Below are 24,868 nucleotides of genomic sequence, written 5' to 3' on the forward strand. Positions count from 1 at the left end.
TCACTCGACGGCCGCGCGGCGCGACGCGCCGGCGCGATCGTCACATCTGCGCGATCGCGCCGACGATCCGCTGGCGCACGCCGGTGAGCGTGCGCTGCGTCTCGTCGATTCCCTTGCGCGCCGCGACCGGCCGGCCGCGCGTCGGCGACTCGGCGCCCACGATCTGCTCCAGCACGTCGCGGTCGACCACCGCATCGAAGAACCGCCCGACCGTGAATATCGCGTACTGCTTCGCGGTCGCGAGATGCGTATTGGCCTGCGTGAGTGCTTCGGCGCGCTGCGCACCGTCGGGCGTGTCGATGCTGCGGCGATGCTTCAGCGCGAACACCACCGCCTCCATGTCGTACCTGAAGCGCTCGACGGCCCTGCCGAAGATCACCGAATGCGGATCGGAGCCCACGACGGGCCGCCCCTGGTTGATCGTCACGTCGAATTCGCCGCCGCCCAGCTCGCGCTGCAGCGCGAACAGCGCGTCGGCCAGCACACGCCCTTCGCTGTATTCGCCGATTTGGGTACGGACCGATTTCGCGACGTCGCCGATTGCTTTCCACAACCCGGCCGCGAACAGGTGGTCGCCACGCTTGCTGATATTCATCGGATGGTTCCTTGTTGGTTTTGTGCGTCTCTCAGGCTCGCCTGCGGGCCGGACAGCCCGAGGCTTCGCTACTGTAGGAGAAACGCGGGCAACAGGAAAGCCGACATTTCCTCGCCATGTCGGCGCATCAATATCGGTACGATTTGATGTCATAGTTGACGCATCGCGTTTCCTCCGGGAGCTGCACATGCGCACCACCTTGTCCCTCGACGACGCATTGCTCGCAAAAGCCCAGCAATTGACCGGCGTCACCGAAAAATCGGCCCTCGTGAGAGAGGCGCTGCGTGCATTGATCGCCCGCGAAAGCGCACGACGACTCGCGCGCCTCGGCGGCACCGAGCCCGACCTTGAATCGGTTCCACGCCGCCCGTCGGAGCCTGCATGATTGTTGTCGACACTTCGGTCTGAATCGATCACTTGCGGGCCGGCGACGCAACCCTCACCGCACTCCTGGAAGCCGAGCGAGTGTTGATCCATCCGTTCATCGCCGGCGAGCTTGCGCTCGGCAGCATGCGCAATCGCGCGACCGTACCGGATGCGCTGCACGACCTTCCAGCCGCAACCCTTGCAACCGACGACGAAGTCCAGCGCATGATCGATGCCGTACCGCTTCATGGGCTCGGCATCGGTTACGTCGATGCTCACCTGCTTGCCTCGACCAGACTGACCGGCGGCAGCAAGCTGTGGACGCGCGACCGGCGCCTGCTGGCTGCAGCGGAGCGCTTGCAACTCGTCGCGCGCCCCGCTCACCGACCGAGCGAACCTGGCACGAAAACCGGCGCTGCATAAAAAACGGCGGGGCCCGTGAGCCCCGCCGCCATGTTCCATCGTGCCGGAACGCGTCCCTTTCGAGACGCTGCCTTCAACGATTACGCCACGTCACTCCGCCTTGCCGTCCCGCAGCCGCGGAATCGCGAGCGGATTGCCTTCCTGCAGTCCTTCGGGCAGCAGATCGTCCGGGAAGTCCTGATAGCACACCGGCCGCAGGAAACGCTCGATCGCGGTCGCCCCGACCGACGTGACGGCCGGATTCGACGTTGCGGGGAACGGCCCGCCGTGCACCATTGCGTCGCACACCTCGACGCCGGTCGGGTAACCGTTGACGAGCAGGCGCCCGGCCTTGCGTTCGAGGATCGGCAGCAGCCGGCGCGCGAGCGGCTTGTCGTCGGCATCCATCTGCAGCGTGGCCGTGAGCTGGCCTTCGAGCGCGTCGAGCACGCGCGCGACTTCGTCGAGATCGCGGCAGCGCACGATCAGCGACGCCGGCCCGAACACCTCGTGGCTGAACGCCGGCTCGGCCAGGAACGCCTGCGCGCCGACTTCGTACAGCGCGCCGCCCGCCTGGCAGTCGGTCTGTGCGGATTCACCCACGCCGATTTCGCGCACGTCGGACAGCTCGGCCAGCTTGCCGCGACCGTTGCGGTACGCATCGGCAATGCCGCGCGTGAGCATCACGCCGGCCGGCTTCTTCGCGAGCGCCTGCGCGGCGACCGTCTCGAAGCGGTGGAGATCGGGGCCGTCGATCGCGAGCACCAGGCCCGGATTGGTACAGAACTGGCCGACGCCGAGCGTCAGCGAATCGACGAAGCCCGTCGCAATCGCGTCGCCGCGCGCGGCCAGCGCGGCCGGGAACAGCACGACGGGGTTGATGCTGCTCATTTCCGCATAGACCGGAATCGGCTGCGGGCGCGCGTTCGCGAGCTGCACGAGCGCCATCCCGCCCTGCCGGGAACCGGTGAAACCGACGGCCTGGATCGCCGGATGGCTGACCAGCGCCGCGCCGGTCACGCGGCCGGGGCCGACCAGCAGCGAGAACACGCCGGCCGGCATGCCGGTTTTCGCGACCGCGGCGCGGATCGCGCGGCCGACCAGCTCGGACGTGCCGAGGTGCGCTTCATGCGCCTTCACGATCACCGGGCAGCCGGCCGCGAGTGCCGACGCGGTATCGCCGCCGGCCACCGAGAACGCGAGCGGGAAATTGCTCGCGCCGAACACGACGACGGGCCCGAGCGCGACTTTCTGCAGCCGCAGGTCCGAACGCGGCAGCGGCGTGCGTGCCGGCTGCGCGGGATCGATCGACGCGGCGAGGAAGCGCCCGTCGCGCACGACGCGCGCGAACAGCCGGAGCTGGCCGACGGTGCGGCCGCGCTCGCCCTGCAGCCGCGCGACCGGCAGGCCCGTTTCGGCATGCGCACGCTCGATCAGTGCATCGCCGAGCGCGACGATTTCATCGGCGATCGCTTCGAGAAACGCCGCGCGGGCCGCGAGCGGCTGCGTGCGGTACGCGTCGAACGCGTCGCGTGCGAGTTCGCACGCGCGGTCGACGTCGGCCTGCGTCGCGACGCCGAACGCCGGGACGTCGATCGGCGCGCCCTTCGTCGGGTCAAACGCGTGCAAGATTCCAGCCGAGCCGGCCACCGCTTCGGCGCCGATCAGCATCTCTCCTGTCAGTTGCATGGGGTGTGCTCCGTGGTTCGGGAATGGATTGCTCATTGTAGCTCAACAGATACGATGTCTGCCGACAGTATCGCATCGCCTGCGAAGGCGCCGACGATACACCCACAAGCCTTGTCCGGCCAGAAAATCCGGACTTTTCCATATTGTGGCAACGATCTTCAAAGGGAAAACCCGAGGTTTCTGAATCCACATATTCTCAATAAACTTCGCTCATGTCATACGACGACGTACATTTAAAGTGAGCAATCAGACCTCCCCTCGCGATCTTCCGCTCGACGTCGCGCGCACCGCGCGCCGAACCGCCGTGCGCTACTGGATTCTGGCGATGCTGTTCGTCGTCACGACGCTCAACTACGCGGACCGCGCGACGCTGTCGATCACCGGCACACCGATCCGCAAGGCGTTCGGCATCGATCCGGTGACGATGGGCTACATCTTCTCGGCATTCAGCTGGGCGTACGTGCTCGCGCAACTGCCGAGCGGCTGGCTGCTCGACCGCTTCGGCGCGCGGCGCGTGTATGCGGCGAGCATCTTCCTGTGGTCGGCGTTCACGCTGCTGCAGAGCACGATCGGCCTCGGCGGCAGCGCCGCGTTCGCGGTCGCCGCGCTGTTCGCGATGCGTTTCGCGGTCGGCATCGCGGAAGCGCCCGCGTTTCCGGCGAACGCGAAGGTCGTCGCGAGCTGGTTCCCGACCGCCGAGCGCGGCACGGCATCGGCGATCTTCAACGCCGCGCAGTATTTCGCGGCCGTCGTGTTCTCGCCGCTGATGGCGTGGCTCACGCATGCGTACGGCTGGCACCACGTGTACCTGTGGCTCGGGCTCGCCGGCATCGCACTTGCATTCCTGTGGCTGCGCGTGATGAAGGACCCGGTCGACCATCCGGGCGTGAACCGCGCGGAACTCGAGCATATCGAACAGGGCGGCGGCCTGGTGCGGTCGACGGGCCGGCCGACCGGAGCAGGCGGTAGCGGCGGCGGCGCTTCCGAAGGCAGCCGCGTGGCGGGTTGGTACTACGTGCGCCAGCTACTGTCGAACCGGATGCTGCTCGGCGTCTATCTCGGCCAGTACTGCGTGAACGTGCTGACGTACTTCTTCCTCACGTGGTTCCCGATCTACCTCGTGCAGGCGCGCGGGATGTCGCTGCTGAAGGCCGGCTTCATGACGTCGCTGCCGGCGATCTGCGGATTCCTCGGCGGCGTGCTCGGCGGGATGCTGTCGGACGCGCTGATCCGCCGCGGCGTATCGCTGACGCTCGCACGCAAGATCCCGATCGTCGGCGGGATGGCGCTGTCGATGGCGATCATCGGCTGCAACTACGTCGACAGCGAAGCGCTGGTGATCATGCTGATGGCCGTGTCGTTCTTCGGCAAGGGGATCGGCTCGCTCGGCTGGGCCGTCGTCGCGGATACCGCGCCGAAGGAAGCGATCGGCCTGTCGGGCAGCCTGTTCAACATGTTCGGCAATACGGCGGGCATCGTCGCGCCGATCGTGATCGGCTACCTCGTCGGCGCGAGCGGCTCGTTCAACGGCGCGCTCGTGTTCGTCGGATTGAACGCGCTCATCACCGTATTCAGCTATCTCGTGATCGTGAAGGACATCAAGCGCGTCGAACTGCGTCATCGCGACGCGTGAGGTTCGACCTTCGGGAAGCGGCGGCCGCGTAACGACGGCCGCCGCTTTTTTTGCATCGAATCGACGTCAGGTCGACGCATGCACGACGCGCAACATGTCGTGCACGCCGGACGTCATCAGCGCGAGGAACGCGAGCAGGCCGACGTAGCAGAGTGCGTAGGTCGTCTTCGTCTCGATCGACGTCGCGTAGTACACGCGATTCTCCGGCGCGTCGGGATCGTAGCGCCACGCGCGCTTCAGTTGCGGCAGCGCGAGGATCGCCATCACGATCAGCAGCGGGCTCGGCCGATACACGAACAGCGCGATCAGCACCGGCACGCCCGCGAACCAGATGCGCGGCGACAGCACCGCGGTGATCCGCCCGCCGTCGAACGGCGACAGCGGAATCATGTTGAACAGGTTCAGGAAGAAACCCGTGTACGACAGCGCGAGCAGCAGGTTGCTGTCGTAGTGACGCGCGGCCGCATAGCAGGCCAGCGCGCCGAGCGTGCCGACGAACGGCCCGGCGAGCCCGACGTATGCCTCCGTTTCCGCGTCGTGCGGCATTTCCTTCAACTGGATCCATGCGCCGACGAACGGGATGAACGTCGGCAGCCCGACGTCGAGCCCGCGCCGCTGCGCGGCGAGATAGTGGCCGGCTTCGTGCACCAGCAGCAATGCGACGAAACCGGCCGCGAAGCGCCAGCCGTAGAACAGCGCATAGACCGCGATCGACGCGAGCATCGTGCCGGCCGATACGAGCACCTTGCCGAGCTTCAGCCCGCCGAAGATCAGCAGCAGCAGCTTCGTCATTCCTTGCGCTCCGTGGCGGCCGCCTCGGATGTATCGGCGACGGCCGGCACCGCGGCCGCCTTCGGCTTGCGCCCGAAGAAGCGCTTGAGCGCCGCACCGCCGGCCAGCAGCGCGACCGCGCCGATCTTGAAGAACTTCACCGCAAACGCGCCGATCAGCGCGAGCAGGCCGAGCTTTTTCGCGCCGACGCCAACGATCAGCGCCGCGAGCCCGTACTCGGCGACGTGGTCCGTCGACTTGTTGAAGTCGGCATAGCGCTTGCCGTCGTTGAAGCTGATGTTCGACAGCAGCGCGTCGGCCGATGCCTTGTACTTCGGCAGGTCGGCGAGCGTCGACGCCATCGTCAGCGACAGGTAGCCGTCGCGGCCGAGCACGAGCGTTCGGTAGTTCACGCCGTCGCTCCCGGCATTCGGCGCCGTGCCCTTGTCGCGGATGATCGCGGACCACACGAGCCGGTGCGTGGCCGCGTCGTATGCGGGCGCCTTCGCCCAGCCGACCACCTCGGTTTCGGGCAGGCCGCGCTCCTTGCGCGCCGGGTTGTTCTCCTCGGTGCCGGCCTGCAGGCTTTTCAGCAGCTCGTCGGGCTTCCAGTCCTTCGCGTCGTCGTCGCGGATGTAGCCGCTCGGCTCGAACGACACGACCGAGATCCAGTCGGCATCGGGATCGTCGGGCAGCACGAGGCCGACCAGCTTCGATTCGTCGATCGCGTTGCCCATCGAGCGCAGGTAGCGGCCGGCCTCGGCGGCCGGCACGAACGATTCGCCCGCCTTCAGCTTCAGCACGGCTTCGTGTTTCACGTCGATGTCGGTCGGCCCCTTCACGACCGCTTCGTTGGCGGCCGCGGCGGCGGCCCTCATTTCCACTTGCGCAGCTTCGGTCTGCGCGTGGCCGCTGGTCGCGGCGAGTGCGAGCGTCGCCACGCAGGCGAGCCGGACGGCAAGTTTTTTCATTGTTGGATTCCCCTGGAATGCCTTGTTGTCAATGTGCGCGGCGACCGGCCCAGGCGTTGTCGTCGCGGGTCCGGCGCCGCCTCTCAGGTGGCACGGGAGCTATGGTAACGCAGCGGATGTGCGCGCCGGGGGGTGCGGCGCGGTGCTTACCTCGCAGGTAATACCGAAGCGGCGCGGGATTGCCTATCATCTGCTGCATGAACTCGACCGCTGCCCTCCATTCGCCTTCCCCGTCCGCCGGCCGCGCGTCCGGCGTCGGCCCGCTGCTGCGCACGTGGCGGCAGCGCCGGCGCCTGAGCCAGATGGCGCTCGCGCTCGACGCGGAAGTGTCCGCGCGCCACCTGAGCTTCGTCGAATCGGGCCGCGCGCAGCCGAGCCGCGAGATGGTGCTGCATCTCGCCGAACGCCTCGACGTGCCGCTGCGCGAGCGCAATGCGCTGCTCGTCGCGGCCGGCTTCGCGCCGCTGTTTCGCGAACGGCCGTTTTCGGATCCGCAACTGGATGCCGCGCGTCATGCGGTCGAAGCCGTGCTGCGCGGCCACGAGCCGTACCCGGCGCTCGCGGTGGACCGCCACTGGACGCTGCTCGCGGCGAACCGGATGCTCGGCGCGCTGGTCGCGCAGGCCGATCCGGCGCTGCTGCAGCCGCCCGTCAACGTGCTGCGGCTGAGCCTGCATCCGGACGGTCTCGCGTCGCAGATCGTCAACTGGCACGAATGGCGCGCGCACATCCTGCATCGGCTGCAGCGGCAGATCGATGCGAGCGGCGACCGCACGCTGCATGCGCTGCGCGACGAACTCGCCGCGTATCCGGCGCCGGCCGGTCAGCCCGACGATACGCATGCGCGCACCGATTTCGCGGATATCGCCGTGCCGCTGCGGCTACGCACGGCGCGCGGCGAGCTGACGTTCTTCAGTACGACGACGGTGTTCGGCACGCCGGTCGACGTGACGCTGTCGGAACTCGCGATCGAGGCGTTCTTTCCGGCGAATCCGGAAACGGTGGATGCGATGCGGGCGCTGGCGGACGCGTTGCCGGCGGAGTAGCAAGCGGGCAGCGGCGATCGACGGAAGCCGCCGCTCGAACACCGCCTTGCGCGCCGGCGGTCGGCGCAACCATCAAGACGACGAATTTTCCCCACAGCATAGAGATCGGGCGCCATGGCAAACCTGGGCGCCGGCAAGTCCGATCAAAATGCGTCGTCGCATCTCCGTGCTGCAGATCCGGGACGCGTCGGCGTTCCGGATAAGTCAAATGTAGCGGCACCTGTGCCATTTCCCCGTTGACTCGCGTCACCGAATGTCAAATTTGTTTAGTACGTCTTTTCAATTTGATCGTACTCGAACAAGGACTTCGGTAAAAAAAATCGCGAATGCACCGCGATCGGGAAATCGTGAGAACGACGAGCAAGCCACAACACAATTTTTATATCGAGCCTAGGAAAAACATGAACAAGATGCATCGAGGGTTGGGGAATCCGGCACTGCACACGCCGGCAAAGTCGAAAGCGGCGTTGGCCATCGCCGTGAGCGCAGCGGTTGTCGCATTCGCGGCTTCCGCACCCGCGCGCGCCGATTATGTGCAGAACGGGACGTCGACCGACACGTCGGGCGGCTGTGTCGGCAACATCGCCATCTCGGGAAGCGGCACGTATCCTGCCAATGCAACCGGCTGCGACAACGTGGCGATCGGCACCGCGGCAGTCGCGAACTCGGGCTCGTCGACCGGGGCCTATAGCGAAACCGTCGCGATCGGCCGCATGGCGGCCGCGACCGGCACGCTCGCGACGGCCGTCGGCGGAAATGCCGTGGCAACCGGCGATCAGGCAACGGCGGTGGGCGCGGCGTCAAGCGCGACCGGAGCCCAGGCGACGGCAGTCGGCAACGGGGCCATCGCGAACGGCGGGACGGCATCCGCCTTCGGCCAGGGCGCGTTCGCCGTCGACCAGTCGACGGCGGTCGGGCAAAGCGCCAGCGCCACCACGACATTTTCCACGGCCGTGGGCAAGGGCAGCATTGCGGCCGGCGGTACGGCACTCGGCTTCCAGGCGAACGCAGGTGCGGGTGACGCGGTCGCGCTCGGCATCGACAGCGTGGCATCCGCTACCGGCAGCGTCGCGATTGCGCGCGCAACCGCGTCGGCGGTGAATTCGGTCGCCATCGGCGAAGGCGCGAACGCGGCCAATGCGAATTCCGTGGCCCTGGGTTCGAACGCTGCCACGCGTGCTTTCACGACCGTAAGCAGCGTGACGCTCAACGGCGTCAGCTACAGCGGTTTCGCGGGTACGCCGGTTGGCGTGGTCAGCGTGGGCAGCGCCGGCGCCGAGCGTCAGATCGTGAACGTCGCAGCGGGCGCGATCAGCGCGACCAGCACGGATGCAGTCAACGGCTCGCAGCTCTTCTCGATCGCAAATCAGGTTTCCACGTTGACGGCGGATCTGGCAACGCTCACGACGACCGTCGGCAAAATTTCGTCGAGCGTCCCGAGCGGCACGGTGACGGACGATACCGACACCGCGATCGGCAAAAATACGCTAGTCAGCGTGCCGAACGGCACCGCAGTAGGCAACGGCTCCAACGTCTCGGGAGACAACGGTACGGCGGTCGGCGTCACCGCCACTGTCACCGCAACGAACGGAACGGCCATCGGCACGAATTCGAAAGTCACCGGGACAAACGGAACGGCGATCGGCACCGGCTCGAATGTGTCGGGCACGGACTCGACCGCGATCGGCACGAACAGCCGCGCGAGCGCCAACAATTCGGTGGCGTTGGGCGCCAACTCGGTCGCGGATCGCGACAACACGGTTTCGATCGGCGCGCCGGGCGCAGAGCGCCAGTTGACCAACATGGCCGACGGCACCGCACCGACGGACGGCGTCAACGTGCGCCAGTTGAACGGCGCAATCAATTCCGTCCGCGAGGAAATGTCGAAATATCGCAAGGACGCGAATGCGGGCACGGCAAGCGCGATCGCGATGGCGAACCTGCCGCAAGCCGTGCTGCCGGGTGAAAAGGTGGTCGCGCTCGGCGGCGGCACGTACGGCGGTCAAAGCGCAATGGCGGTCGGCCTTTCCGTCGCGACGGCGAAATGGCTGGTCAAGGGCTCGGTGACGACGGCTGTTTCGGGCCACGGTTCGTTCGGTGCGGGTGCGGGCGTCGGCTACCGCTGGTAACCGGCCTCCGACCGTGCAGTGTCAAGAGCCTGTTTCTTGACACTGCCATGCTGGTCATCGGCGTCACCGCGCCGATGACGCGGTCGTGACACGCGGCATGCCGGTTACGCTGGCGATTCATTTCGCTTACGTATAGAGCGACGCCGGCGGCAATTCCGCGGTGAGCGCGAACCGGCCCACGTCGCGCAGCCGGTAGTCGAGCGGATCGTGCAGCGTATGCGTGCGCGCATTCCGCCAGAAGCGGTCGAGGCCGAGCGACGCGGCCGTCGCGCGCGCGCCGCACGCATCGAACAGCGCCTCGCCGTTGTCGAGCGCCGCGCGCTGCGCGACGATCTTCGCCTCCGATACCGCGAGCGCGACTTCGGCGCGTTCGTCCGCCGTCAGCGCATCCTGCCGCGCCCACGCGTGCTGCAACGCGCCGGCCGCGCGATCGGCCAGCGCCGCCGCGGCAATCGCACGCACGCGCATGTCGCCGAAGCGCTGGAGCGTGTACGGATCGTCTTCGGCCCGCTCGACGTTCGAGTGAACCCACGGGCGGCCATGCTGACGCACGTAGTCGCGCGCCTCGGCCAGCGCGCCTTCCGCCAGGCCGACGAACAGGTTCGTCAGCACGAGCTGCGACACGAGCGTGCGCAGCGTCGCGCGCGGCGTTGGTGGAGTTTCAGAACGATGCAGCACCTCGTCCGCCGCGAGCACCACGCCGTCGAAGCGCACGCTGCCGCTGTCGGTCTGGCGCTGGCCGATCGGGTCCCAATCCTCGTTGACCGTGATCCCCACCCGATCGGTCGGCACCACGCCGAACACGGTGCGGCCGGTGGCCGGATCGTGCGCGGACACCGTCATCCGCTGCGAGCCGCGCGTGCCGGAACAGAAGCCCTTCACGCCGTCGAGCCGGTAGCCGCCGTCGGGCGTCGCCGTGGCCACGAGCCGCGTGTCGAGCGGATTGACCGCGTTGCCCCACCACCAGCGCTCGTCGACCGTGCCGCGCAGATAGCGCTCGCGCTGCGCGGCGCTGCCCCACACGTCGACGCTCACCACCTGCAGGCACTGGAACCCGACGAGATGCGCGAGCGCGCTGTCGACCCGCGCGACCTGCCGGATCGCGTCATAGATCGCGGGCCACGCCGCCTCCTGGCCGCCGAACGCGCGCGGCACCGCGAGCGTCAGCAGGCCCGCATCGGCGAGCCACTGCTTCTCCTGCGCCGCATGACCGCCCGCGCGGTCGCGCGCGGCGGCGCTCGCTCGCAATGCATCGATGACGGGTGTCAATGCGCCCGGGCCGAGTACCGGCGCATCGTCGGTATCCGGCGCGAGGGTCGCCGGGCCGCGTGGATCGTTCATGCGACAGCTTCCTGTTCAACGGTTTCGCCCGACAGCGGTACGAGCGCGCCGAGCCGGCGGCCGGTCAGCCGCGACAGGATCTCGCGCCGCCAGTCGTCGTAGATCGCACGATATTCCGCGATATCCGCGCCGAACACCAGCGCGGTGTGCGCGTACTCGTCGTGCAGGTAGCCGTCGAGCCGCGCCTGGGTTTCCTCGTCGGCCGCGATCACGCGTTCGATCAGCGCGTCGCGCTCGGCGGCCGGCAGCGCCTGTAACGTGTCGAACCACCACTGGACGATCTGCACGCGATGCCATTCCTCGTCCGGGCGAATCCGGTTCTCGCCGTGCTCGCGCATCGCACTGTCGCCGATGCGGCCGGTCTTGCGCTGAATCCACAGCTTCGCGAGGATGTGCAGCTCGTAATGCCATTCGAACGCGAGAAAGCCCGCGACGTCGCGCACCGCGATGTCGCCGATGCGCGCCCAGTGCGCGGCGACGAGCCGGTCGACTTCCGGCAGCGGATCGCGCCCCGTCAGCTCGGTCACGCGCTCGCGGCCGATCACCGCATGCGCGCCGTCGTCGCCGAGCTGGCGCGACAAGATCAGCTGGAAATGCGGATCGTCGCGGAACAGCGTGTCGATCGCCTTCGCGACGACCTGCACGATGAACAGGTCGTGCGACGCCATCTTCGTGTAGTAGTCGGCGACGGCGGCCAGTTCGTCCGCGTTGGCCGGCTCGCGCGGCGGCGTGGCGAGTTTGTCAGGGAAGCCGGGACGATGGCGTCGCGCCACGTCGAGAAACAGCGCTTCCTCGAATTGTCCGTTCCATTCGCGCGGCGCGCCGAGGGGCAAGGTCATATCTGTCGGTCTCTCAGGATCATTGATGAAGCGAGCGGACGCTCGTGGCGTCGCTCAGGTTCGCCGGGTCACGCGTCGGACCAGGCGGTCGCCCGTGATTTGCACGGCCGAGACGAGCGCGATCAGGATCACGATCACGGTCGCCATGACGGTGGTGTCGAAACGCTGGTAGCCGTAGCGGATCGCGAGATCGCCGAGCCCGCCCGCGCCGACGGCGCCCGCCATCGCGGTCGAGCCGATCAGCGCGACGACGGTGATCGTGAAACCGCCGAGCATGCCGGGCAGCGCTTCGGGCAGCAGCACGTGCCACACGATGTGGCGGCGCTTCGCGCCCATCGCGAGCGCGGCCTCGATCAGCCCGCGATCGACTTCGCGCAGGCTCACTTCGGCGATCCGCGCGAAGAACGGGATCGCGGCGATCGACAGCGGCACGACGGCCGCCCAGACACCGATCGTCGTGCCGATCAGCACGCGCGTGAACGGCAGCAGTGCGACCAGCAGGATGATGAACGGCGTCGAGCGGAACACGTTGACGAGCGCGCCGAGCACCGCGTTCACGCCGCGCCGCGCATAGATGCCGCCGGGCGCGGTGGTCACGAGAATCACCGCGAGCGGGATGCCGATCAGCGCGGCGATCGCGGCCGACGCGGCGACCATCGACAGCGTGTCGCGGATCGCGTCGAGCAGTTCGGGCCACCAGAGCTCAAACATAGCCGAGCACCTCCGCGTGATTCGCATGGCGGCGCGCGCGTTCGAGCAGCGCGGCGACCGCATCGCCGCGCGCCGCCGACGGGCCGGCGTCATCCGCACGCGGCGTCGCGGCGATCACGAGCCGCCCCTGCGCATGCCCCTGGATGCTTTCGATGCCGCCGTGCAGGAACCGCACGGAGCCGCCGAGCGCCGCCGCGAGCGCGCCGACGTCCGGCTCGCCGCCGCTCTCGCCCGTATAGCGGACGTCGAGCACGATCCGCGCGCCGTCGGGCAGCGCGGCCGGTTCGGGCAGCGGCCGCACGCGCGCGGCCAGCTCGGCCGGCAGGTCGTGCTGAAGCGTGCTCAGCAGCGCACGCGTCGCACCGTGGCGCGGATCCCCGAACACGCGCCACACCGGCCCCGTTTCGACGACCTCGCCCTGTTCGATGACCGCAACGGTGTCGCACACCGCGCGGATCACTTCCATCTCGTGCGTGATCAGCACGATCGTCAGCCCGAGGCGGCGGTTGATGTCCGCGAGCAGCGCGAGGATCGATTGCGTGGTTTCCGGATCGAGCGCCGACGTCGCCTCGTCGCACAGCAGCACCTCGGGATCGTGCACGAGCGCCCGCGCAATGCCGACACGCTGCTTCTGCCCGCCCGACAGGCTCGCCGGATACGCATCGCGCTTCGCGGCGAGCCCGACGAGATCGAGCAGCGCCTCGACCTTGCGCACGCGTTCGGCCTTCGGCACGCCGGCGATCTTCAGCGGCAGCGCGACGTTCTCGAACACCGTCTTCGCGGACAGCAGGTTGAAATGCTGGAACACCATGCCGGTGCGGCGCCGCAACGCGACGAGGCCATCCTCGTCGAGCGTGCCGACGTCGACGCCCTGCACGCGCACGCGGCCCGAACTCGGCCGTTCGAGGCCGTTCACGAGCCGCAGCAGCGTCGACTTGCCGGCTCCGCTGCGGCCGATGATTCCGAATACCTCGCCGCGCCGCACGTCGAGCGTGACGTCGCGCAGCGCGGCGGCGTGGCCGCGCGGTGTCGCGAACACCTTGCCGACCTGCTCCAGCGACACGGCCGCGCCATCGGCCGGCGCGGCCGTTTCGTCATGCGCCGTCGCACCGGCGCCGACACCCGCGGCCGATGCCTCGATGAAACCCAGCGTATCGAACAATTGCGTCATCGCTTCGCTCCGTCACGTTCAGGCATGCGCGTGATGCGCGGGTTCGGATACGGCCGTCGGCCGGTGCTGCGCGCCGGTATGCCAGGCGGGCAGGCGCGGGCTCGCGCCGAACAGCTTCTCGCGCAGCGTCGGCGCGGGATCGTAGTCTTCCTTGTAGACGCCGCGGTTCTGCAGCTCGGGCACGACCCAATCGACGAAGTCCTCGAACGATTCCGGCATCACGGTGCGCGTCAGGTTGAAGCCGTCGATACCCGTCTCGTCGATCCACGACTGCAGTTCGTCCGCGACCTGCGACGGCGAACCGACGATCGGCGCATAACGGCCGCCGAGCGACATCTGCTCGAGCATCCGGCGCACCGTCCACGTGCCGGTCGTGCTCTTGCGCGAGATCGCGTCGACCGCCGACTGGATCGAATCGGTCTTCACGTACGAGATCGGCTCGTCGAGGCCGTATTTCGCGAAGTCGATACCGGTCGAGCTCGCGAAGTGCGCGAGGCCGGCTTCCGGGCTCGCGTAGCGCCGGTACTCGTCGAATTTCTCGCGCGCGAGCCGCTCGGTCTCGGCGGTCACGACGCTCACCCCGGCGAAAATCCTGATCGACGCCGGGTCGCGCCCCTGCCGCGCGGCGGCCGCGCGGATGTCGAGCACCGCCGCGCGCGCCGCGGCCTTGCTCTGCCCGTTCACGAACACGCATTCCGCGTGGCGGCCGGCGAACTCGACGCCGCGCGCGGACGACCCGGCCTGGTACAGCACCGGCGTGCGCTGCAGCGACGGTTCGCTCAGGTGAATCGCATCGATCGAATAGAACGGCCCGTCGTGCTTCACGCGCCGCACCTTGCCCGGCTGCGCGAACACACGTGCCCGCGCGTCGCGGATCACCGCGTCGTCGTCCCAGCTCTGTTCCCACAGCTTGTAGACGACGTCCATGTAATCGTCGGCGCGCTCGTAGCGGTCGTCGTGGCCGATTTGCTGCGCGAGGCCCATCCCGCGCGCGGCGCTGTCGAGGTAGCCGGTGACGATGTTCCAGCCCACCCGCCCTTTCGTCAGATGATCGAGCGTCGACATGCGGCGCGCGAACAGGTACGGCGGCTCGTAGGTCAGGTTCGCGGTCACGCCGAAGCCCAGATGCCGCGTGACCTGCGCCATCGCCGGCACGAGCAGCAGCGGATCGTTGACGGGCACCTGCACCGATTCGCGCAGCGCGGCGTCGGGCCCGCCGCCGAACACGTCGTACACGCCGACGATGTCCGCGAGAAAGATCCCGTCGAATTTGCCGCGTTCGAGCGTCCTCGCGAGATCGGCCCAGTAGTCGAGATCGGTGTAGTGCGCGGAGCGGTCGCGCGGATGCGTCCACAGCCCGTGGTTGATGTGCCCGACGCAGTTCATGTTGAACGCGTTGAGCAGGATCTTCTTGCGGTTCGCCGTCGTCATGTTCGCCTCCGTCACCACGCGATCGCGTACAGCGAGCCGAACGCGTTGTCGAGTGCCCGGCGCACGTCCGGCGAGTGCTGGTAGATCGCGATGAACTTGCGGATGCGCGGATCGTTCGCGCTCTCGGGCCGCACGACCCACTGGATCGCGAAGTTCTTGTTCTCGGTCCCGTCGAACAGCAGCGCGCTGTTCGGGTCGGTCGTGCCGGCGAGCTTGATGAAGCTCGGGTAGCCCTGCGCGAGGTCGACGTCGTCGAGCGAACGCGCGAGTTGCGACGCTTCGAGCGGGATGATCTTCAGGTGCTTCGGATTGGCGACGATGTCGTGCGTCGTCGCACGGTAGTCGGTGCCCGGCTTCAGCGTGATGAGCCCCGCGCGCTGCAGCAGCAACAACCCGCGCCCGCCGTTGACCGGATCGTTCGCGATCGCGACGCGCGCGCCGTCCTTCAGCTCGGCGAAGCTTTTCACCTTCTTCGAATAGAGGCCGATCTTCATGATCGTGCCGGGCGCGATCGAGATGAAGTTGTAGCCGCCCTGCTTCTTCGCGTTCTCGAGAAACGGGATGTGCTGGAAGTAGTTGACGTCGATGTCCTTGTTCGCGAGCGCCGCGTTCGGCGTATTCCAGTCGGTGAATTCGACGATCTTCACGTCGAGACCCTGCGCCTTCGCCTCCTTCGCGGCGATCTTCAGCGCCTCGATCTGCGGGCTGGTCGAGATGCCGACCTTCAGCGGCGCGGTGTCGGCGCGCGCGCCATTCGGCAGCACGAGGCCGAGCAACGTCGCGAGCAACGCGGCCGTCAGCAGGCGGGCCGGCCGGGCCAGGCGGCCGACGGAAAAGCGGGCGGAAAAAACGGGATGCAGCATGGAAACCACTCTCCTGTCCAGGGACGGTATCGACGGATGAGCGATGCCGCGGCGAACGCGCGGGCGTTCTCCGGACAGTCGTCATCGCATCGGAAAAGGATCAGCCGATGATAGAGAGCGGCGGGAGGGCGGTCTACGAAGCGATTGTGCGAAGAAAATCGCGCGCGGCGATATGGCGGGCGTCGGGTTCGGCCGGCCGCCCGGGCCGCCGCCAGGCCGAAATCTCGGCCTGCCCGCCGCGCCGATTCCGAAATCTCGGCCAGCCGGCGGGGAAAACCGTTTCCGCAGACGAAACAAATCCCTTGTGAATCAATGCATTAAAAATATTCCGGCAGGCCGGAATACTGGCACGGAGGTTGCGTAATAGACGGCACACGATGCCGCGAAGCGAATGCAGGCATTCCAAACATCAGGAGACACGTCTTGCAGACCTCTATCCAAACCCCGTCTCATCCCGCGCCGATTGCCGAAGCCGGTCCCGCCACGCGCGAACGCTTCTGGCCCGAAGGCTGGTGGAAGCTGATGGAAATCCGCATCGGCATCATTCCGCTGCCCGTCTATTTCATCCTGCTCGCGCTGATCGTCGGCTTCGTGGTGACCGGCAAGGTGCCCGGCGAAATCTCGATGGCGATCGCGGTGCTCGCGTTCTTCGGCTTCACGTGCGCGGAACTCGGCAAGCGCCTGCCGCTGCTGCGCAACATCGGCGCGGCCGCGATCTTCGCGACCTTCGTGCCGTCGGCGCTCACGTACTACCACGTGCTGCCGAAGCCGGTGCTGAACCTGACGACCGAATTCACCAAGTCGACCAACTTCCTGTACCTGTTCATCGCGTCGATCATCGTCGGCAGCATTTTGAGCATGGACCGGCGCGTGCTGATCCAGGGCTTCGTGAAGATCTTCGTCCCGCTCGCCGTCGGTTCGATCGCGGCCGCGATCGTCGGCACGGCGGTCGGCACCGCGCTCGGCCTCGGCGCGCGTCACACGCTGCTGTACATCGTCGTGCCGATCATGGCGGGCGGCGTCGGCGAAGGCGCGATTCCGCTGTCGATCGGCTATTCGGAACTGATGCACCTGCCGCAAGGCGAGATGTTCGCGATGGTGCTGCCGTCGGTGATGCTCGGCAGCCTGACCGCGATCATCCTGTCGGGCGCGCTCGACATGCTCGGCAAGCGCCTGCCGCACCTGACCGGCAACGGTCGCCTGCAAGTCGGCGAAAGCGGCGACATGACGCCGGAAAACGAGGAGATCCGCGGCCACGTCGACGTCACGCACATCGCGGGCGCCGGCATCACGGCGATCACGCTGTACCTCGTCGGCCTGATGGCGCACAAGTTGTTCGGTCTGCCCGCGCCGGTCGCGATGCTGTTCCTCGCGGTGCTGGTGAAGCTCGCGCGCGCGGTGTCGCCGCCGCTGCAGGAAGGCGCGTTCGTCGTCTACAAGTTCTTCTCGACCGCCGTCACGTATCCGCTGCTGTTCGCGATCGGCGTCGCGATGACGCCGTGGGACAAGCTGACCGCCGCGTTCACGATCGTCAACGTGATCACGATCGTCTCGACCGTCGCGACGCTGATGGGCACCGGTTTCGTGGTCGGCCGCCTGCTGAAGATGTACCCTATCGACACCGCAATCGTGAACGCCTGCCACAGCGGGCAAGGCGGCACCGGCGACGTCGCGATCCTGACCGCCGCGAACCGGATGCAGCTGATGCCGTTCGCGCAGATCGCCACCCGGATCGGCGGCGCGATCGTCGTCACGGTGACGCTGATCCTGGTCGCGCACTTCGGATAATGCGCGGCCGCGCGCATCGTCGCGCCGGCTGCTTCGCACGCGCCGCCGCCGGCCCTGCCGGCGCGCGGCGCGCGTCGTTCTGAGCGGACGGTTGTGGACGGCCGGTTGCGGACGGCCGGTTGTGGACGACCCGGTAGCGGACGGCCGGTGACGGACGGCCGGTGGCGAGCTTCGATGAGGGCGAACGTGCAGAAGAGCTTCAAGGGAATCCCGTGGTGGGGCTGGGCATCGGCCGCGGTGCTGTATGTCGGCGTAGCCGGTGCGGCCGTCGATTTCGCGTGGGAACGCGCGATCGACGCGCTCGAGGAGGCCGGCGCGCACCGGCTCGACCTGTACGCGTCGAGCCTGAAGAGCGAGCTCGGCCGCTTCGAGATCCTGCCCGGCCTGGTCGCGCGGCAGGACGGCGTGCGGGCGATGCTGAAAGCCGCGCCGAACGATGCGTCCGAGCTCGCGCATGCGGTGAACACCTACCTCGAAGCCGTGAATCGCGACGCGGGCAGCGGCGCGGTCGACGTGATCGATCTGCAAGGCGACGTGATCGCCGCCAGCAACTGGAACGAGACGATCAGTTTCGTCGGCACCAACGTGTCGTACCGGCCGTACTTCAAGGACGCACTCGCGCGCGGCAGCGGCCGCTTCTTCGGCATCGGCACCAACACCGGCGTGCCGGGCGTCTATTTCGCGAGCGCGGTGCGCAGCGACGGCGTACCGATCGGCGTGGCCGCCGTGAAGATCAGCGTCGACCCGCTCGAATCGGCGTGGCGCGCGCCGGGCGTCGCCGCGCTGGTGGTCGACAGCAACGGCGTGGTCGTGATCTCGACCGAGCCCGCGTGGAAATTTACCGCGCTGCGCCCGATCACCGCGCAGCAGCAGCGCGACATCCAGGCGTCGCGCCAGTACGCGGGCCGCACCGTCGACGCACTGCCCTATCGCCGCATCGGCGATCGCAGCTCGGCCGCCTGGTTCGGCACCTTCCCCGATCCGCGTCACGCCGGCCGCACCACGCGTTATCTCGTGATGTCGCGCCCCGCGCCGCAGGCCGGCGATTCGTTGATGGTGCTGCTCGACATCGCCGGCGCGCGGCGCCAGCAGCAGACGGCGTTCGTGTTCGTCACCGGCGCGTTCCTGATCGTCGCGCTGCTGGTCGGCTATGCCATCCAGCGCCGCCGGGCGATCATCGCGCGGCTGAGCGCGCAGGACGCGCTGCGCCGCGCGAACGACCGGCTCGAACTGACGGTCGCGCAGCGCACGGCCGCGCTGACGGCCGCGAACGAGCGGATGCAGCGCGAGATCGTCGAGCGCGAACGCACCGAGCAGCGCCTGCGCGCGTCGCAGCAGGAAGTCGTGCACGCGGGCAAGCTCGCGGTGCTCGGGCAGATGGCCGCCGGCCTCACGCACGAGCTGAACCAGCCGCTCGTCGCGATCCGCACGCTGTGCGACAACGCGCGCACGTTCTTCGAACGCGGCCAGCCGGCGCCGGCGCTCGCGAACCTCGAACGGGTCGGCAAGCTGGTCGACGGCATGGCCGTGCTCACCGGCGAGTTGAAGACTTTCGCGCGCAAGCCCGACGTCGAGCGCGTCGCGGTGTCGCTGAACGAGGCCGTCGCGCATGCGCGGCTCATCTACGATGCGCGCATTCGCGACGAAGGCGTGCGGCTCGACGTGAACATCGCGCCCGGCACGACGGTATCGGCCGAATCGAGCCAGTTGCAGCAGGTGATCGTGAACCTGCTCGGCAACGCGCTCGACGCGGTGCACGACGCACCGGTGCGCCGCATCGTCATCGAGGCAGCCGAAGCGGACGGTGCGGACGACGCCGGCCGCGTGCGTTTCACTGTGGCCGACAGCGGCGCCGGCATCGCGCCCGACGTGCTGCCGCACCTGTTCGAGCCGTTCGTCACGACCAAGCCGCGCGGCCAGGGTCTCGGGCTGGGCCTCGCGATCACGTCGCGCATCGTCGAGGCGTTCGGCGCGAAGATCGCCGCGGCGAACCGCGACGAAGGAGGCGCGCAGTTCACCATCGAATTCGCGGCGGCGACGCCGCAACAAAGGACAGAGCATGGAAGATGAGATTCGGGTGCTGGTCGTCGAGGACGATGAGAACGTCCGGATCGGCGTCGAGCAGGCCGTCGCGCTCGCCGGGTTCCCGGTCGACGCGTTCGCGTCGGCCGCCGACGCACTCGCCCACGTCGCGCCCGGCGCGCGGGTGGTGATCGTGTCGGATGTGCGGATGCCGGGCATCGACGGGCTGCAGTTGCTCGACCGCGTGATGGCCGTCGATGCGCAGATCCCGGTCGTGCTGATCAGCGGCCACGCGGACATCTCCACGGCCGTCGGCGCGATGCAGGTCGGCGCGTACGACTTCATCGAGAAGCCGTTCTCGTCGGACCTGATCGCCGGCCGCGTCGCGCGTGCGGTCGAGAAGCGCCGGCTCACGCTCGAGGTGCAGGGGCTGCGTGCGGCGCTGAACAACTGGCAGGGCATCGAGGCGTTCGTGCTCGGCAAGTCGCCCGCGATCGCCGACGTGCGCAAGAAGATCCTGCGCCTCGCCGACACGTCGGTATCGGTGCTGATCACCGGCGAGACGGGCACTGGCAAGGAGCTGATCGCGCGCAGCCTGCACGACTTCGGCGGTCGGCGCGATGCGCATTTCGTCGCGCTGAACTGCGGCGGCCTGCCCGAGCAGATTTTCGAAAGCGAACTGTTCGGCCACGAGGCCGGCGCGTTCACCGGCGCGATCAAGAAACGCATCGGCAAGATCGAATGGGCGGACGGCGGCACGTTGTTCCTCGACGAGATCGAGACGATGCCGATCGCGCTGCAGATCAAGATGCTGCGCGTGCTGCAGGAGCGCGTGATCGAGCGGCTCGGCGCGAACGACCTGATTCAGGTCGATTGCCGCGTGGTGGCCGCGTCGAAGGCCGATCTCGCCGAACTCGCTGCCGACGGGCGCTTTCGTGCAGACCTGCTGTATCGCCTCAACGTCGCGCAGATCGAGCTGCCGCCGCTGCGCGAGCGGCGCGAGGACGTGCCGCTGCTGTTCGAGCATTTCGTGCTCGCGGCCGCGCGGCGCTTCGGGCAGCCGGCGCCGGTCGTCACCGCCGCGCAGGTGTCCGAACTGATGACGCACGCGTGGCCCGGCAACGTGCGCGAACTGCAGAACGTGGCCGACCGCTTCGTGCTCGGGCTGACTGGCGACAGCCTGCTTTCGTCCGGCGGCGCGCCGACGGCCGGCAGCACGCTCGCGGAACAGCTCGCGTATTTCGAGCGGATGCTGATCGAGGACATGCTGCGGCGTCACAACGGCAACGTCGCGGACGCGAGCGAGGCGCTCGGCATGCCGAAGAAAACGCTCTATCACAAGCTGCGCAACCTGCGGATTCCCGCGCGCGGCGACGCGGCGGCCGACGGCGGCGAATGACGCGAACGAGGATACGCACACCAGCATGGATCGCATCGACATCACCGAACGCGGCCGTCTCGCCGGCCACCTGATCCGCGGCGTCACGCACGCGCAGAAAACCTTTCGCCCGAGCGACTGGCCCGAGCGCCTCGCGGGCGTCATCACGCTGTTCGTCGGCGAACGGCGGCCCGGCTATCCGTGCGCGCTGTCGCGGCTCGCGATGCCGGTCGTCGATGGCGGCGCCAAATGCCTGTTCGTGTCGGACGAATTGCGCGATGTGTGTGCCGATGCGTTCGAGTTCGCGATGCGGTTTGCGGCGGACAATGATCTGCCGGTCGAGGTTCGGGGTGTGCCGGTGTTGGTGGTGCGATGACGCGCGGGCGGCGGCCGGCGCTCTAGGGCACTTCACCGAAGAGCGCTTCGAAACCGTTCTTGCACAGCCTGAGTAAATCCTCGGGCTCGATCTGTCGGTCAGGCCGCGGGATGTCCGCCGCTGCACGAATGGTGTCGTTCACTTCAGTGAAAAATGCGCCGACGCCCGCATCGATGGACCTGCGCTGAGCATCCGATAACGTGGGTTCGAGGCGCCTCCAGATCGGGACAAGCTCGTCCTCGATTGCGCCGCCAAAAAGGAGCATCGCATCGTGGATGTAAAGCACATCCTGAGCGCGCTTTTCCGGAATCCTGTCGTCACGAATCAGCAGCTTCTGGATCATGAAGCTCACCGGATTGGGAATACGCAGATCGACCAGCGCATCGCCACACCCAGACTCCTCGGCGGGAATCGTCACGAGCCATGGTTCGTGCAGCAGTATCTCGAGATGGCGCAGCTTCTGTGCGACAACACCGGCATTCGCCTCCGTTGCGTCCGGCTCCATCCGCCTCGTGGCCTTGTTGCGCCGCAAGGGGCTACCTGTCAGCGGCGTGAGAAATTCCGCGTAAAACCCGTTGGCTTGCTTGCCGAGGGTGTAACGCATCGCCGGTGGCTTGAACCCGCCGGCGAAATTCGGTTCCTCCTTGAAGCCCGCACTTTCGAGCGCCCTCTTGATATCTCCTTCGAGCACTTCGCGCTCTGCATACGCGACGTCGGCATCCTGCGTGAAGATTGGCTTGTGGTCGGGCTTCCAGGCACGCGGCTCATACGAATAGAGCCGAAAAGCCCAGCCTCCGATGAAAACGATCCTGGCTCGCCACGGCGCCAACGTCATCGCGAGATTGCTGAAGTCGGCCAATTCGCTCATGCACCTTCTCCAGTCACGTTCGCGAGCACGCCGTGCTCCAGTTCAGCGGCCTGCTCTGCCCCGCGCGCCGGGTGAGCGGAAACGTCGAGCCAGATCTGGATGATGTCCGTGACCGGCAACCCGTCGCGGTAGACGACGCCCCGCCCCAGTGATTGGGGAAAGCCAGGCTGTTGCAAGACGAGATCGGGGCGTTCGCCGTCTTTGGCCCGACGCAGCGGTCGCCAGTTTTCGGCTTCCATCAGACTAGGGACCCAGACGGTTGGCGGGACGCCGCTGACATGGCCGACGCCGAGTGCATCGGCCGCGGCAAAAAGGCCAAGCGTGCCGCCCTCATTTTTGAGCATCTTGCGTAACTGGACGTCCGGCGCGGCCGGCAAAAGAAACTTCATCGGCATTGCCGCTGCCGGCCTCTGGTATTCAGCCTTCCAGCGTTGTGCGAGTTTGCGCCGTTGCACGATCTTCAGGAACGGCTTCGTCTCGATGAAGCCTTCCTGTTTGAGTGCATGGACCAGCCGCGTCGCCGTCATGACCGAAACACCGGCTGCACGCGCGAGGTCGGTTGCCGTGGTGTATTGCCGGCCCTCCGCACCGATGAAATTCTCTCTCTTTATATCGATCGCGAGCAGGAGCTTCAGCATCCACTGGTTCAGATCCGAGAATGCCAGCCCCGACTGGATACTGCGACTGCTGCTGTAGGAGCGAGTCGCCTGACCCGGACGCTCGGAAATATCCAGTCCCGGAAACCGGACATATCGCGTTCCGTCGGCCGAGAGCACGGCGAAGGGCTCACCGCCGGCGAACTCGGCGTGAAAATCGGCCAATCGCTGGATGAGCGACGGCGGAGCACTACCAACCCAAATCAGAATCGCGGGCCGCATGTTCTGTCGTTTCGCGTATGCACGTGCCTCGAGGAGCGCCTGAGCAAATAGCGCGGTAACGCGATCGGCGCGTCCCTCGTTGAACGTCTTGAGGTTCGCGACGTACGTTTGGCCCTTGTCATTGCTCAGGATGAGATCCCCGACATGATCCGGTACCGCACTCTCCTCGACCACGCGCCAACCGTCTGCTTTCTCGAACAATGTCCGGAAAGCGTCGAGCGCAATGCGCGCCGGCATAGGATTTGGCAGCGTTTTCATATAAAACTCACTTGGCCAAGTGAAATCACTTGGGCGTGTTAAATTACATGGCCATGTTATGACCATCTCGAGCGCGCCGCAAGCGTCGCTCATTCGCCATCGCTCTCACACCGTTAATGTTGATATAGGGACTGAACACGGATGCAGACGAGTGGTGTGCGAATCGTCAGCCCTCTCAGTCCGACAAGGGTTTCCAGCCGAGTCATCAATAAAATTGATCGTCACGATGAAAATTATGCGTTTTCCTTGCAGCTCGCCGTGATGCATAGTTGCGTCGTGTTGACGCACCTTTGAGTTTCAGTCATGAACATGCGAATCGAGCCGTCCGTGCTCGCGAACCCCGACCTGCAATTTGCGACGCTTTCGTCAGGCATCAGCCTGCCGTATGTCGAGCGGGGCAGCGGCGCGCCGATGGTGTTCGTGCACGGTTCGCTGTGCGACTACCGTTACTGGGATCCGCAGCTCGCGTCGCTGTCGGCACACTACCGCTGCATCGCGCCGAGCCTGAGCCACTACTGGCCGGCCGTCGAAGCGGGCATCCAGGACGAGTTCAGCTGGCAGAACCACGTCGACGAGCTCGCTGAATTCATCGACGCGCTCGATCTCGGCGCCGTGCACCTCGTCGGTCATTCGCGCGGCGGCAGCGTCGCGTTCAACGTCGCGCGCCAGCATCCGCACCTCGTCGAGTCGCTGACGCTCGCCGATCCGGGCGGTCCGCTGCAACAGCCGGGCGTGCGCGAAGCCGCATTGCCCGCCGCCGCGATCGCGCTGCGCACGAAAGCCGTGAACCTGATCGAGCAAGGCGACGTAGAAGTCGGTCTCGAGATATTCGTCGATTCCGTGAGCCTGCCCGGCGCATGGAAGAAGAGCACGTCGCGGTTTCGCACGATGGCGATCGACAATGCAAGCACGCTGCCGAAGCAACTGCGCGATCCGCTGCCCGCGTATTCGGCCGAAACCGCAGGCGATATCGCCTGCCGCACGCTGCTGATCGACGGCCAGCGCAGCCCGAAGATGTTCCGAAACAACGTCGACACGCTGCAGCAGTGGATCGGCAACGCGCAGCGGCAGACCGTCGCCGGCGCATCGCACGGAATGAACGCGGCAAGCCCCGCGGTGTTCAACCGTTACGTGCACGAGTTCGTCGCCGCGTAACGTCGCGGGCGGCACGTGCGCCGCCCGTCTTTCCCGCTGTCGTCGCACTACCCGCGACCGAACCGAAACGACGTGCGCCGCCCGCATCGAATCGTTTCGCACCCCTCGGCGTCATGCCATCGATGCCGCCCCGACTCACACACGCCGCCAGGTAAGCATCGAGTAAGTATCGCGGCCTACAGTGGGT

Annotated in this window: 22 protein-coding genes; 10 read left to right on the top strand and 12 right to left on the bottom strand. The window is 67.2% G+C overall.

Annotated features, from left to right (window positions below):
* Nucleotides 1-40: 40 nt before the first annotated feature.
* Entirely contained in the window at nucleotides 41-595 is a 555-nt protein-coding gene (locus C4B30_RS23335; RefSeq protein WP_027781513.1) for a hypothetical protein, read from the bottom strand.
* 187 nt (nucleotides 596-782) lie between these two features.
* On the opposite strand from C4B30_RS23335, the gene C4B30_RS23340 reads away from it, so the two are divergent.
* Nucleotides 783-980, top strand: a complete 198-nt coding sequence (locus C4B30_RS23340; RefSeq protein ID WP_006752328.1) for a type II toxin-antitoxin system VapB family antitoxin — start codon at nucleotides 783-785, stop codon at nucleotides 978-980.
* Between the two features lie 23 nt (nucleotides 981-1,003).
* Nucleotides 1,004-1,384, top strand: a complete 381-nt coding sequence (locus C4B30_RS23345; protein ID WP_230469099.1) for a type II toxin-antitoxin system VapC family toxin — start codon at nucleotides 1,004-1,006, stop codon at nucleotides 1,382-1,384.
* 90 nt (nucleotides 1,385-1,474) lie between these two features.
* Here C4B30_RS23345 and C4B30_RS23350 read toward each other — a convergent pair whose 3' ends face one another.
* Nucleotides 1,475-3,052 (bottom strand): aldehyde dehydrogenase (NADP(+)), encoded by a 1,578-nt coding sequence (locus C4B30_RS23350; RefSeq protein WP_027781514.1) that lies wholly within the window; start codon nucleotides 3,050-3,052, stop codon nucleotides 1,475-1,477.
* 238 nt (nucleotides 3,053-3,290) lie between these two features.
* On the opposite strand from C4B30_RS23350, the gene C4B30_RS23355 reads away from it, so the two are divergent.
* Nucleotides 3,291-4,685 carry an MFS transporter gene (locus C4B30_RS23355; protein WP_027781515.1) on the top strand — a complete coding sequence of 465 codons (1,395 nt, stop codon included), beginning with the start codon at nucleotides 3,291-3,293 and terminating at the stop codon, nucleotides 4,683-4,685.
* A 66-nt stretch (nucleotides 4,686-4,751) separates the two neighbouring features.
* Here the strand turns inward: C4B30_RS23355 and C4B30_RS23360 are convergent, their stop codons facing one another.
* Together C4B30_RS23360 and C4B30_RS23365 are read right to left on the bottom strand one after the other, a co-directional pair.
* Nucleotides 4,752-5,477, bottom strand: coding sequence for a site-2 protease family protein (locus C4B30_RS23360; RefSeq protein ID WP_027781516.1), 726 nt, complete (start codon nucleotides 5,475-5,477; stop codon nucleotides 4,752-4,754).
* Complete coding sequence (locus tag C4B30_RS23365; RefSeq protein WP_027781517.1) at nucleotides 5,474-6,427, bottom strand: DUF2167 domain-containing protein; 954 nt, start codon at nucleotides 6,425-6,427, stop codon at nucleotides 5,474-5,476. The genes C4B30_RS23360 and C4B30_RS23365 overlap by 4 nt, the downstream gene beginning before the upstream one ends.
* A gap of 197 nt (nucleotides 6,428-6,624) precedes the next feature.
* On the opposite strand from C4B30_RS23365, the gene C4B30_RS23370 reads away from it, so the two are divergent.
* Together C4B30_RS23370 and C4B30_RS23375 are read left to right on the top strand one after the other, a co-directional pair.
* Nucleotides 6,625-7,473 carry a helix-turn-helix domain-containing protein gene (locus tag C4B30_RS23370; protein ID WP_027781518.1) on the top strand — a complete coding sequence of 283 codons (849 nt, stop codon included), beginning with the start codon at nucleotides 6,625-6,627 and terminating at the stop codon, nucleotides 7,471-7,473.
* Nucleotides 7,474-7,874: 401 nt separating this feature from the next.
* A complete protein-coding gene (locus tag C4B30_RS23375) occupies nucleotides 7,875-9,602 on the top strand; it encodes a YadA family autotransporter adhesin (RefSeq protein ID WP_027781519.1) in 1,728 nt (575 codons plus the stop codon).
* Nucleotides 9,603-9,728: 126 nt separating this feature from the next.
* Here the strand turns inward: C4B30_RS23375 and C4B30_RS23380 are convergent, their stop codons facing one another.
* The 6 genes from C4B30_RS23380 to C4B30_RS23405 are packed head-to-tail and all read right to left on the bottom strand — an operon-like array spanning nucleotide 9,729 to nucleotide 15,958.
* Nucleotides 9,729-10,943, bottom strand: coding sequence for an acyl-CoA dehydrogenase family protein (locus tag C4B30_RS23380; protein ID WP_027781520.1), 1,215 nt, complete (start codon nucleotides 10,941-10,943; stop codon nucleotides 9,729-9,731).
* Nucleotides 10,940-11,782, bottom strand: a complete 843-nt coding sequence (locus C4B30_RS23385) for a hypothetical protein (RefSeq protein ID WP_027781521.1) — start codon at nucleotides 11,780-11,782, stop codon at nucleotides 10,940-10,942. The genes C4B30_RS23380 and C4B30_RS23385 overlap by 4 nt, the downstream gene beginning before the upstream one ends.
* A 54-nt stretch (nucleotides 11,783-11,836) precedes the next feature.
* Entirely contained in the window at nucleotides 11,837-12,493 is a 657-nt protein-coding gene (locus C4B30_RS23390; protein WP_027781522.1) for a methionine ABC transporter permease, read from the bottom strand.
* Complete coding sequence (locus C4B30_RS23395) at nucleotides 12,486-13,664, bottom strand: methionine ABC transporter ATP-binding protein (protein WP_027781523.1); 1,179 nt, start codon at nucleotides 13,662-13,664, stop codon at nucleotides 12,486-12,488. The genes C4B30_RS23390 and C4B30_RS23395 overlap by 8 nt, the downstream gene beginning before the upstream one ends.
* A gap of 18 nt (nucleotides 13,665-13,682) precedes the next feature.
* Nucleotides 13,683-15,095 (bottom strand): LLM class flavin-dependent oxidoreductase, encoded by a 1,413-nt coding sequence (locus C4B30_RS23400; protein WP_027781524.1) that lies wholly within the window; start codon nucleotides 15,093-15,095, stop codon nucleotides 13,683-13,685.
* Nucleotides 15,096-15,106: 11 nt separating this feature from the next.
* The gene (locus C4B30_RS23405) at nucleotides 15,107-15,958 is read right to left on the bottom strand and encodes a MetQ/NlpA family ABC transporter substrate-binding protein (RefSeq protein WP_027781525.1); all 852 of its coding nucleotides are present in this window, start codon (nucleotides 15,956-15,958) and stop codon (nucleotides 15,107-15,109) included.
* Between the two features lie 423 nt (nucleotides 15,959-16,381).
* On the opposite strand from C4B30_RS23405, the gene C4B30_RS23410 reads away from it, so the two are divergent.
* The 4 genes from C4B30_RS23410 to C4B30_RS23425 all read left to right on the top strand — a co-directional run bounded on the left by C4B30_RS23410 (nucleotide 16,382) and on the right by C4B30_RS23425 (nucleotide 21,522).
* The gene (locus tag C4B30_RS23410; RefSeq protein ID WP_027781526.1) at nucleotides 16,382-17,746 is read left to right on the top strand and encodes a 2-hydroxycarboxylate transporter family protein; all 1,365 of its coding nucleotides are present in this window, start codon (nucleotides 16,382-16,384) and stop codon (nucleotides 17,744-17,746) included.
* A gap of 174 nt (nucleotides 17,747-17,920) precedes the next feature.
* Complete coding sequence (locus C4B30_RS23415) at nucleotides 17,921-19,816, top strand: sensor histidine kinase (RefSeq protein ID WP_027781527.1); 1,896 nt, start codon at nucleotides 17,921-17,923, stop codon at nucleotides 19,814-19,816.
* On the top strand, nucleotides 19,806-21,167 hold the full coding sequence (locus C4B30_RS23420; RefSeq protein WP_027781528.1) for a sigma-54-dependent transcriptional regulator: 1,362 nt from the start codon (nucleotides 19,806-19,808) through the stop codon (nucleotides 21,165-21,167). The genes C4B30_RS23415 and C4B30_RS23420 overlap by 11 nt, the downstream gene beginning before the upstream one ends.
* Nucleotides 21,168-21,192: 25 nt before the next feature.
* On the top strand, nucleotides 21,193-21,522 hold the full coding sequence (locus tag C4B30_RS23425) for a DUF3579 domain-containing protein (protein ID WP_027781529.1): 330 nt from the start codon (nucleotides 21,193-21,195) through the stop codon (nucleotides 21,520-21,522).
* Between the two features lie 22 nt (nucleotides 21,523-21,544).
* Here the strand turns inward: C4B30_RS23425 and C4B30_RS23430 are convergent, their stop codons facing one another.
* Together C4B30_RS23430 and C4B30_RS23435 are read right to left on the bottom strand one after the other, a co-directional pair.
* Nucleotides 21,545-22,390 carry a GSU2403 family nucleotidyltransferase fold protein gene (locus tag C4B30_RS23430; protein ID WP_027781530.1) on the bottom strand — a complete coding sequence of 282 codons (846 nt, stop codon included), beginning with the start codon at nucleotides 22,388-22,390 and terminating at the stop codon, nucleotides 21,545-21,547.
* On the bottom strand, nucleotides 22,387-23,526 hold the full coding sequence (locus C4B30_RS23435; RefSeq protein ID WP_027781531.1) for a helix-turn-helix domain-containing protein: 1,140 nt from the start codon (nucleotides 23,524-23,526) through the stop codon (nucleotides 22,387-22,389). The genes C4B30_RS23430 and C4B30_RS23435 overlap by 4 nt, the downstream gene beginning before the upstream one ends.
* A gap of 303 nt (nucleotides 23,527-23,829) precedes the next feature.
* On the opposite strand from C4B30_RS23435, the gene C4B30_RS23440 reads away from it, so the two are divergent.
* Nucleotides 23,830-24,681, top strand: coding sequence for an alpha/beta fold hydrolase (locus C4B30_RS23440; protein ID WP_027781532.1), 852 nt, complete (start codon nucleotides 23,830-23,832; stop codon nucleotides 24,679-24,681).
* Nucleotides 24,682-24,868 lie beyond the last annotated feature (187 nt).

Origin of the sequence: Burkholderia sp. BE12, from assembly GCF_002959955.1 — a bacterium.
Taxonomy (GTDB): Bacteria; Pseudomonadota; Gammaproteobacteria; order Burkholderiales; family Burkholderiaceae; genus Burkholderia.

Excerpts from the sequence above, each read along its gene's own strand:
- C4B30_RS23335 (WP_027781513.1), bottom strand. The coding sequence starts at position 595 with ATGAATATCAGCAAGCGTGGCGACCACCTGTTCGCGGCCGGGTTGTGG.
- C4B30_RS23340 (WP_006752328.1), top strand. The coding sequence starts at position 783 with ATGCGCACCACCTTGTCCCTCGACGACGCATTGCTCGCAAAAGCCCAG.
- C4B30_RS23350 (WP_027781514.1), bottom strand. The coding sequence starts at position 3,052 with ATGCAACTGACAGGAGAGATGCTGATCGGCGCCGAAGCGGTGGCCGGC.
- C4B30_RS23360 (WP_027781516.1), bottom strand. The coding sequence starts at position 5,477 with ATGACGAAGCTGCTGCTGCTGATCTTCGGCGGGCTGAAGCTCGGCAAG.
- C4B30_RS23365 (WP_027781517.1), bottom strand. The coding sequence starts at position 6,427 with ATGAAAAAACTTGCCGTCCGGCTCGCCTGCGTGGCGACGCTCGCACTC.
- C4B30_RS23370 (WP_027781518.1), top strand. The coding sequence starts at position 6,625 with ATGAACTCGACCGCTGCCCTCCATTCGCCTTCCCCGTCCGCCGGCCGC.
- C4B30_RS23375 (WP_027781519.1), top strand. The coding sequence starts at position 7,875 with ATGAACAAGATGCATCGAGGGTTGGGGAATCCGGCACTGCACACGCCG.
- C4B30_RS23380 (WP_027781520.1), bottom strand. The coding sequence starts at position 10,943 with ATGAACGATCCACGCGGCCCGGCGACCCTCGCGCCGGATACCGACGAT.
- C4B30_RS23385 (WP_027781521.1), bottom strand. The coding sequence starts at position 11,782 with ATGACCTTGCCCCTCGGCGCGCCGCGCGAATGGAACGGACAATTCGAG.
- C4B30_RS23390 (WP_027781522.1), bottom strand. The coding sequence starts at position 12,493 with ATGTTTGAGCTCTGGTGGCCCGAACTGCTCGACGCGATCCGCGACACG.
- C4B30_RS23395 (WP_027781523.1), bottom strand. The coding sequence starts at position 13,664 with ATGACGCAATTGTTCGATACGCTGGGTTTCATCGAGGCATCGGCCGCG.
- C4B30_RS23400 (WP_027781524.1), bottom strand. The coding sequence starts at position 15,095 with ATGACGACGGCGAACCGCAAGAAGATCCTGCTCAACGCGTTCAACATG.
- C4B30_RS23405 (WP_027781525.1), bottom strand. The coding sequence starts at position 15,958 with ATGCTGCATCCCGTTTTTTCCGCCCGCTTTTCCGTCGGCCGCCTGGCC.
- C4B30_RS23415 (WP_027781527.1), top strand. The coding sequence starts at position 17,921 with ATGAGGGCGAACGTGCAGAAGAGCTTCAAGGGAATCCCGTGGTGGGGC.
- C4B30_RS23420 (WP_027781528.1), top strand. The coding sequence starts at position 19,806 with ATGGAAGATGAGATTCGGGTGCTGGTCGTCGAGGACGATGAGAACGTC.
- C4B30_RS23425 (WP_027781529.1), top strand. The coding sequence starts at position 21,193 with ATGGATCGCATCGACATCACCGAACGCGGCCGTCTCGCCGGCCACCTG.
- C4B30_RS23430 (WP_027781530.1), bottom strand. The coding sequence starts at position 22,390 with ATGAGCGAATTGGCCGACTTCAGCAATCTCGCGATGACGTTGGCGCCG.
- C4B30_RS23435 (WP_027781531.1), bottom strand. The coding sequence starts at position 23,526 with ATGAAAACGCTGCCAAATCCTATGCCGGCGCGCATTGCGCTCGACGCT.
- C4B30_RS23440 (WP_027781532.1), top strand. The coding sequence starts at position 23,830 with ATGAACATGCGAATCGAGCCGTCCGTGCTCGCGAACCCCGACCTGCAA.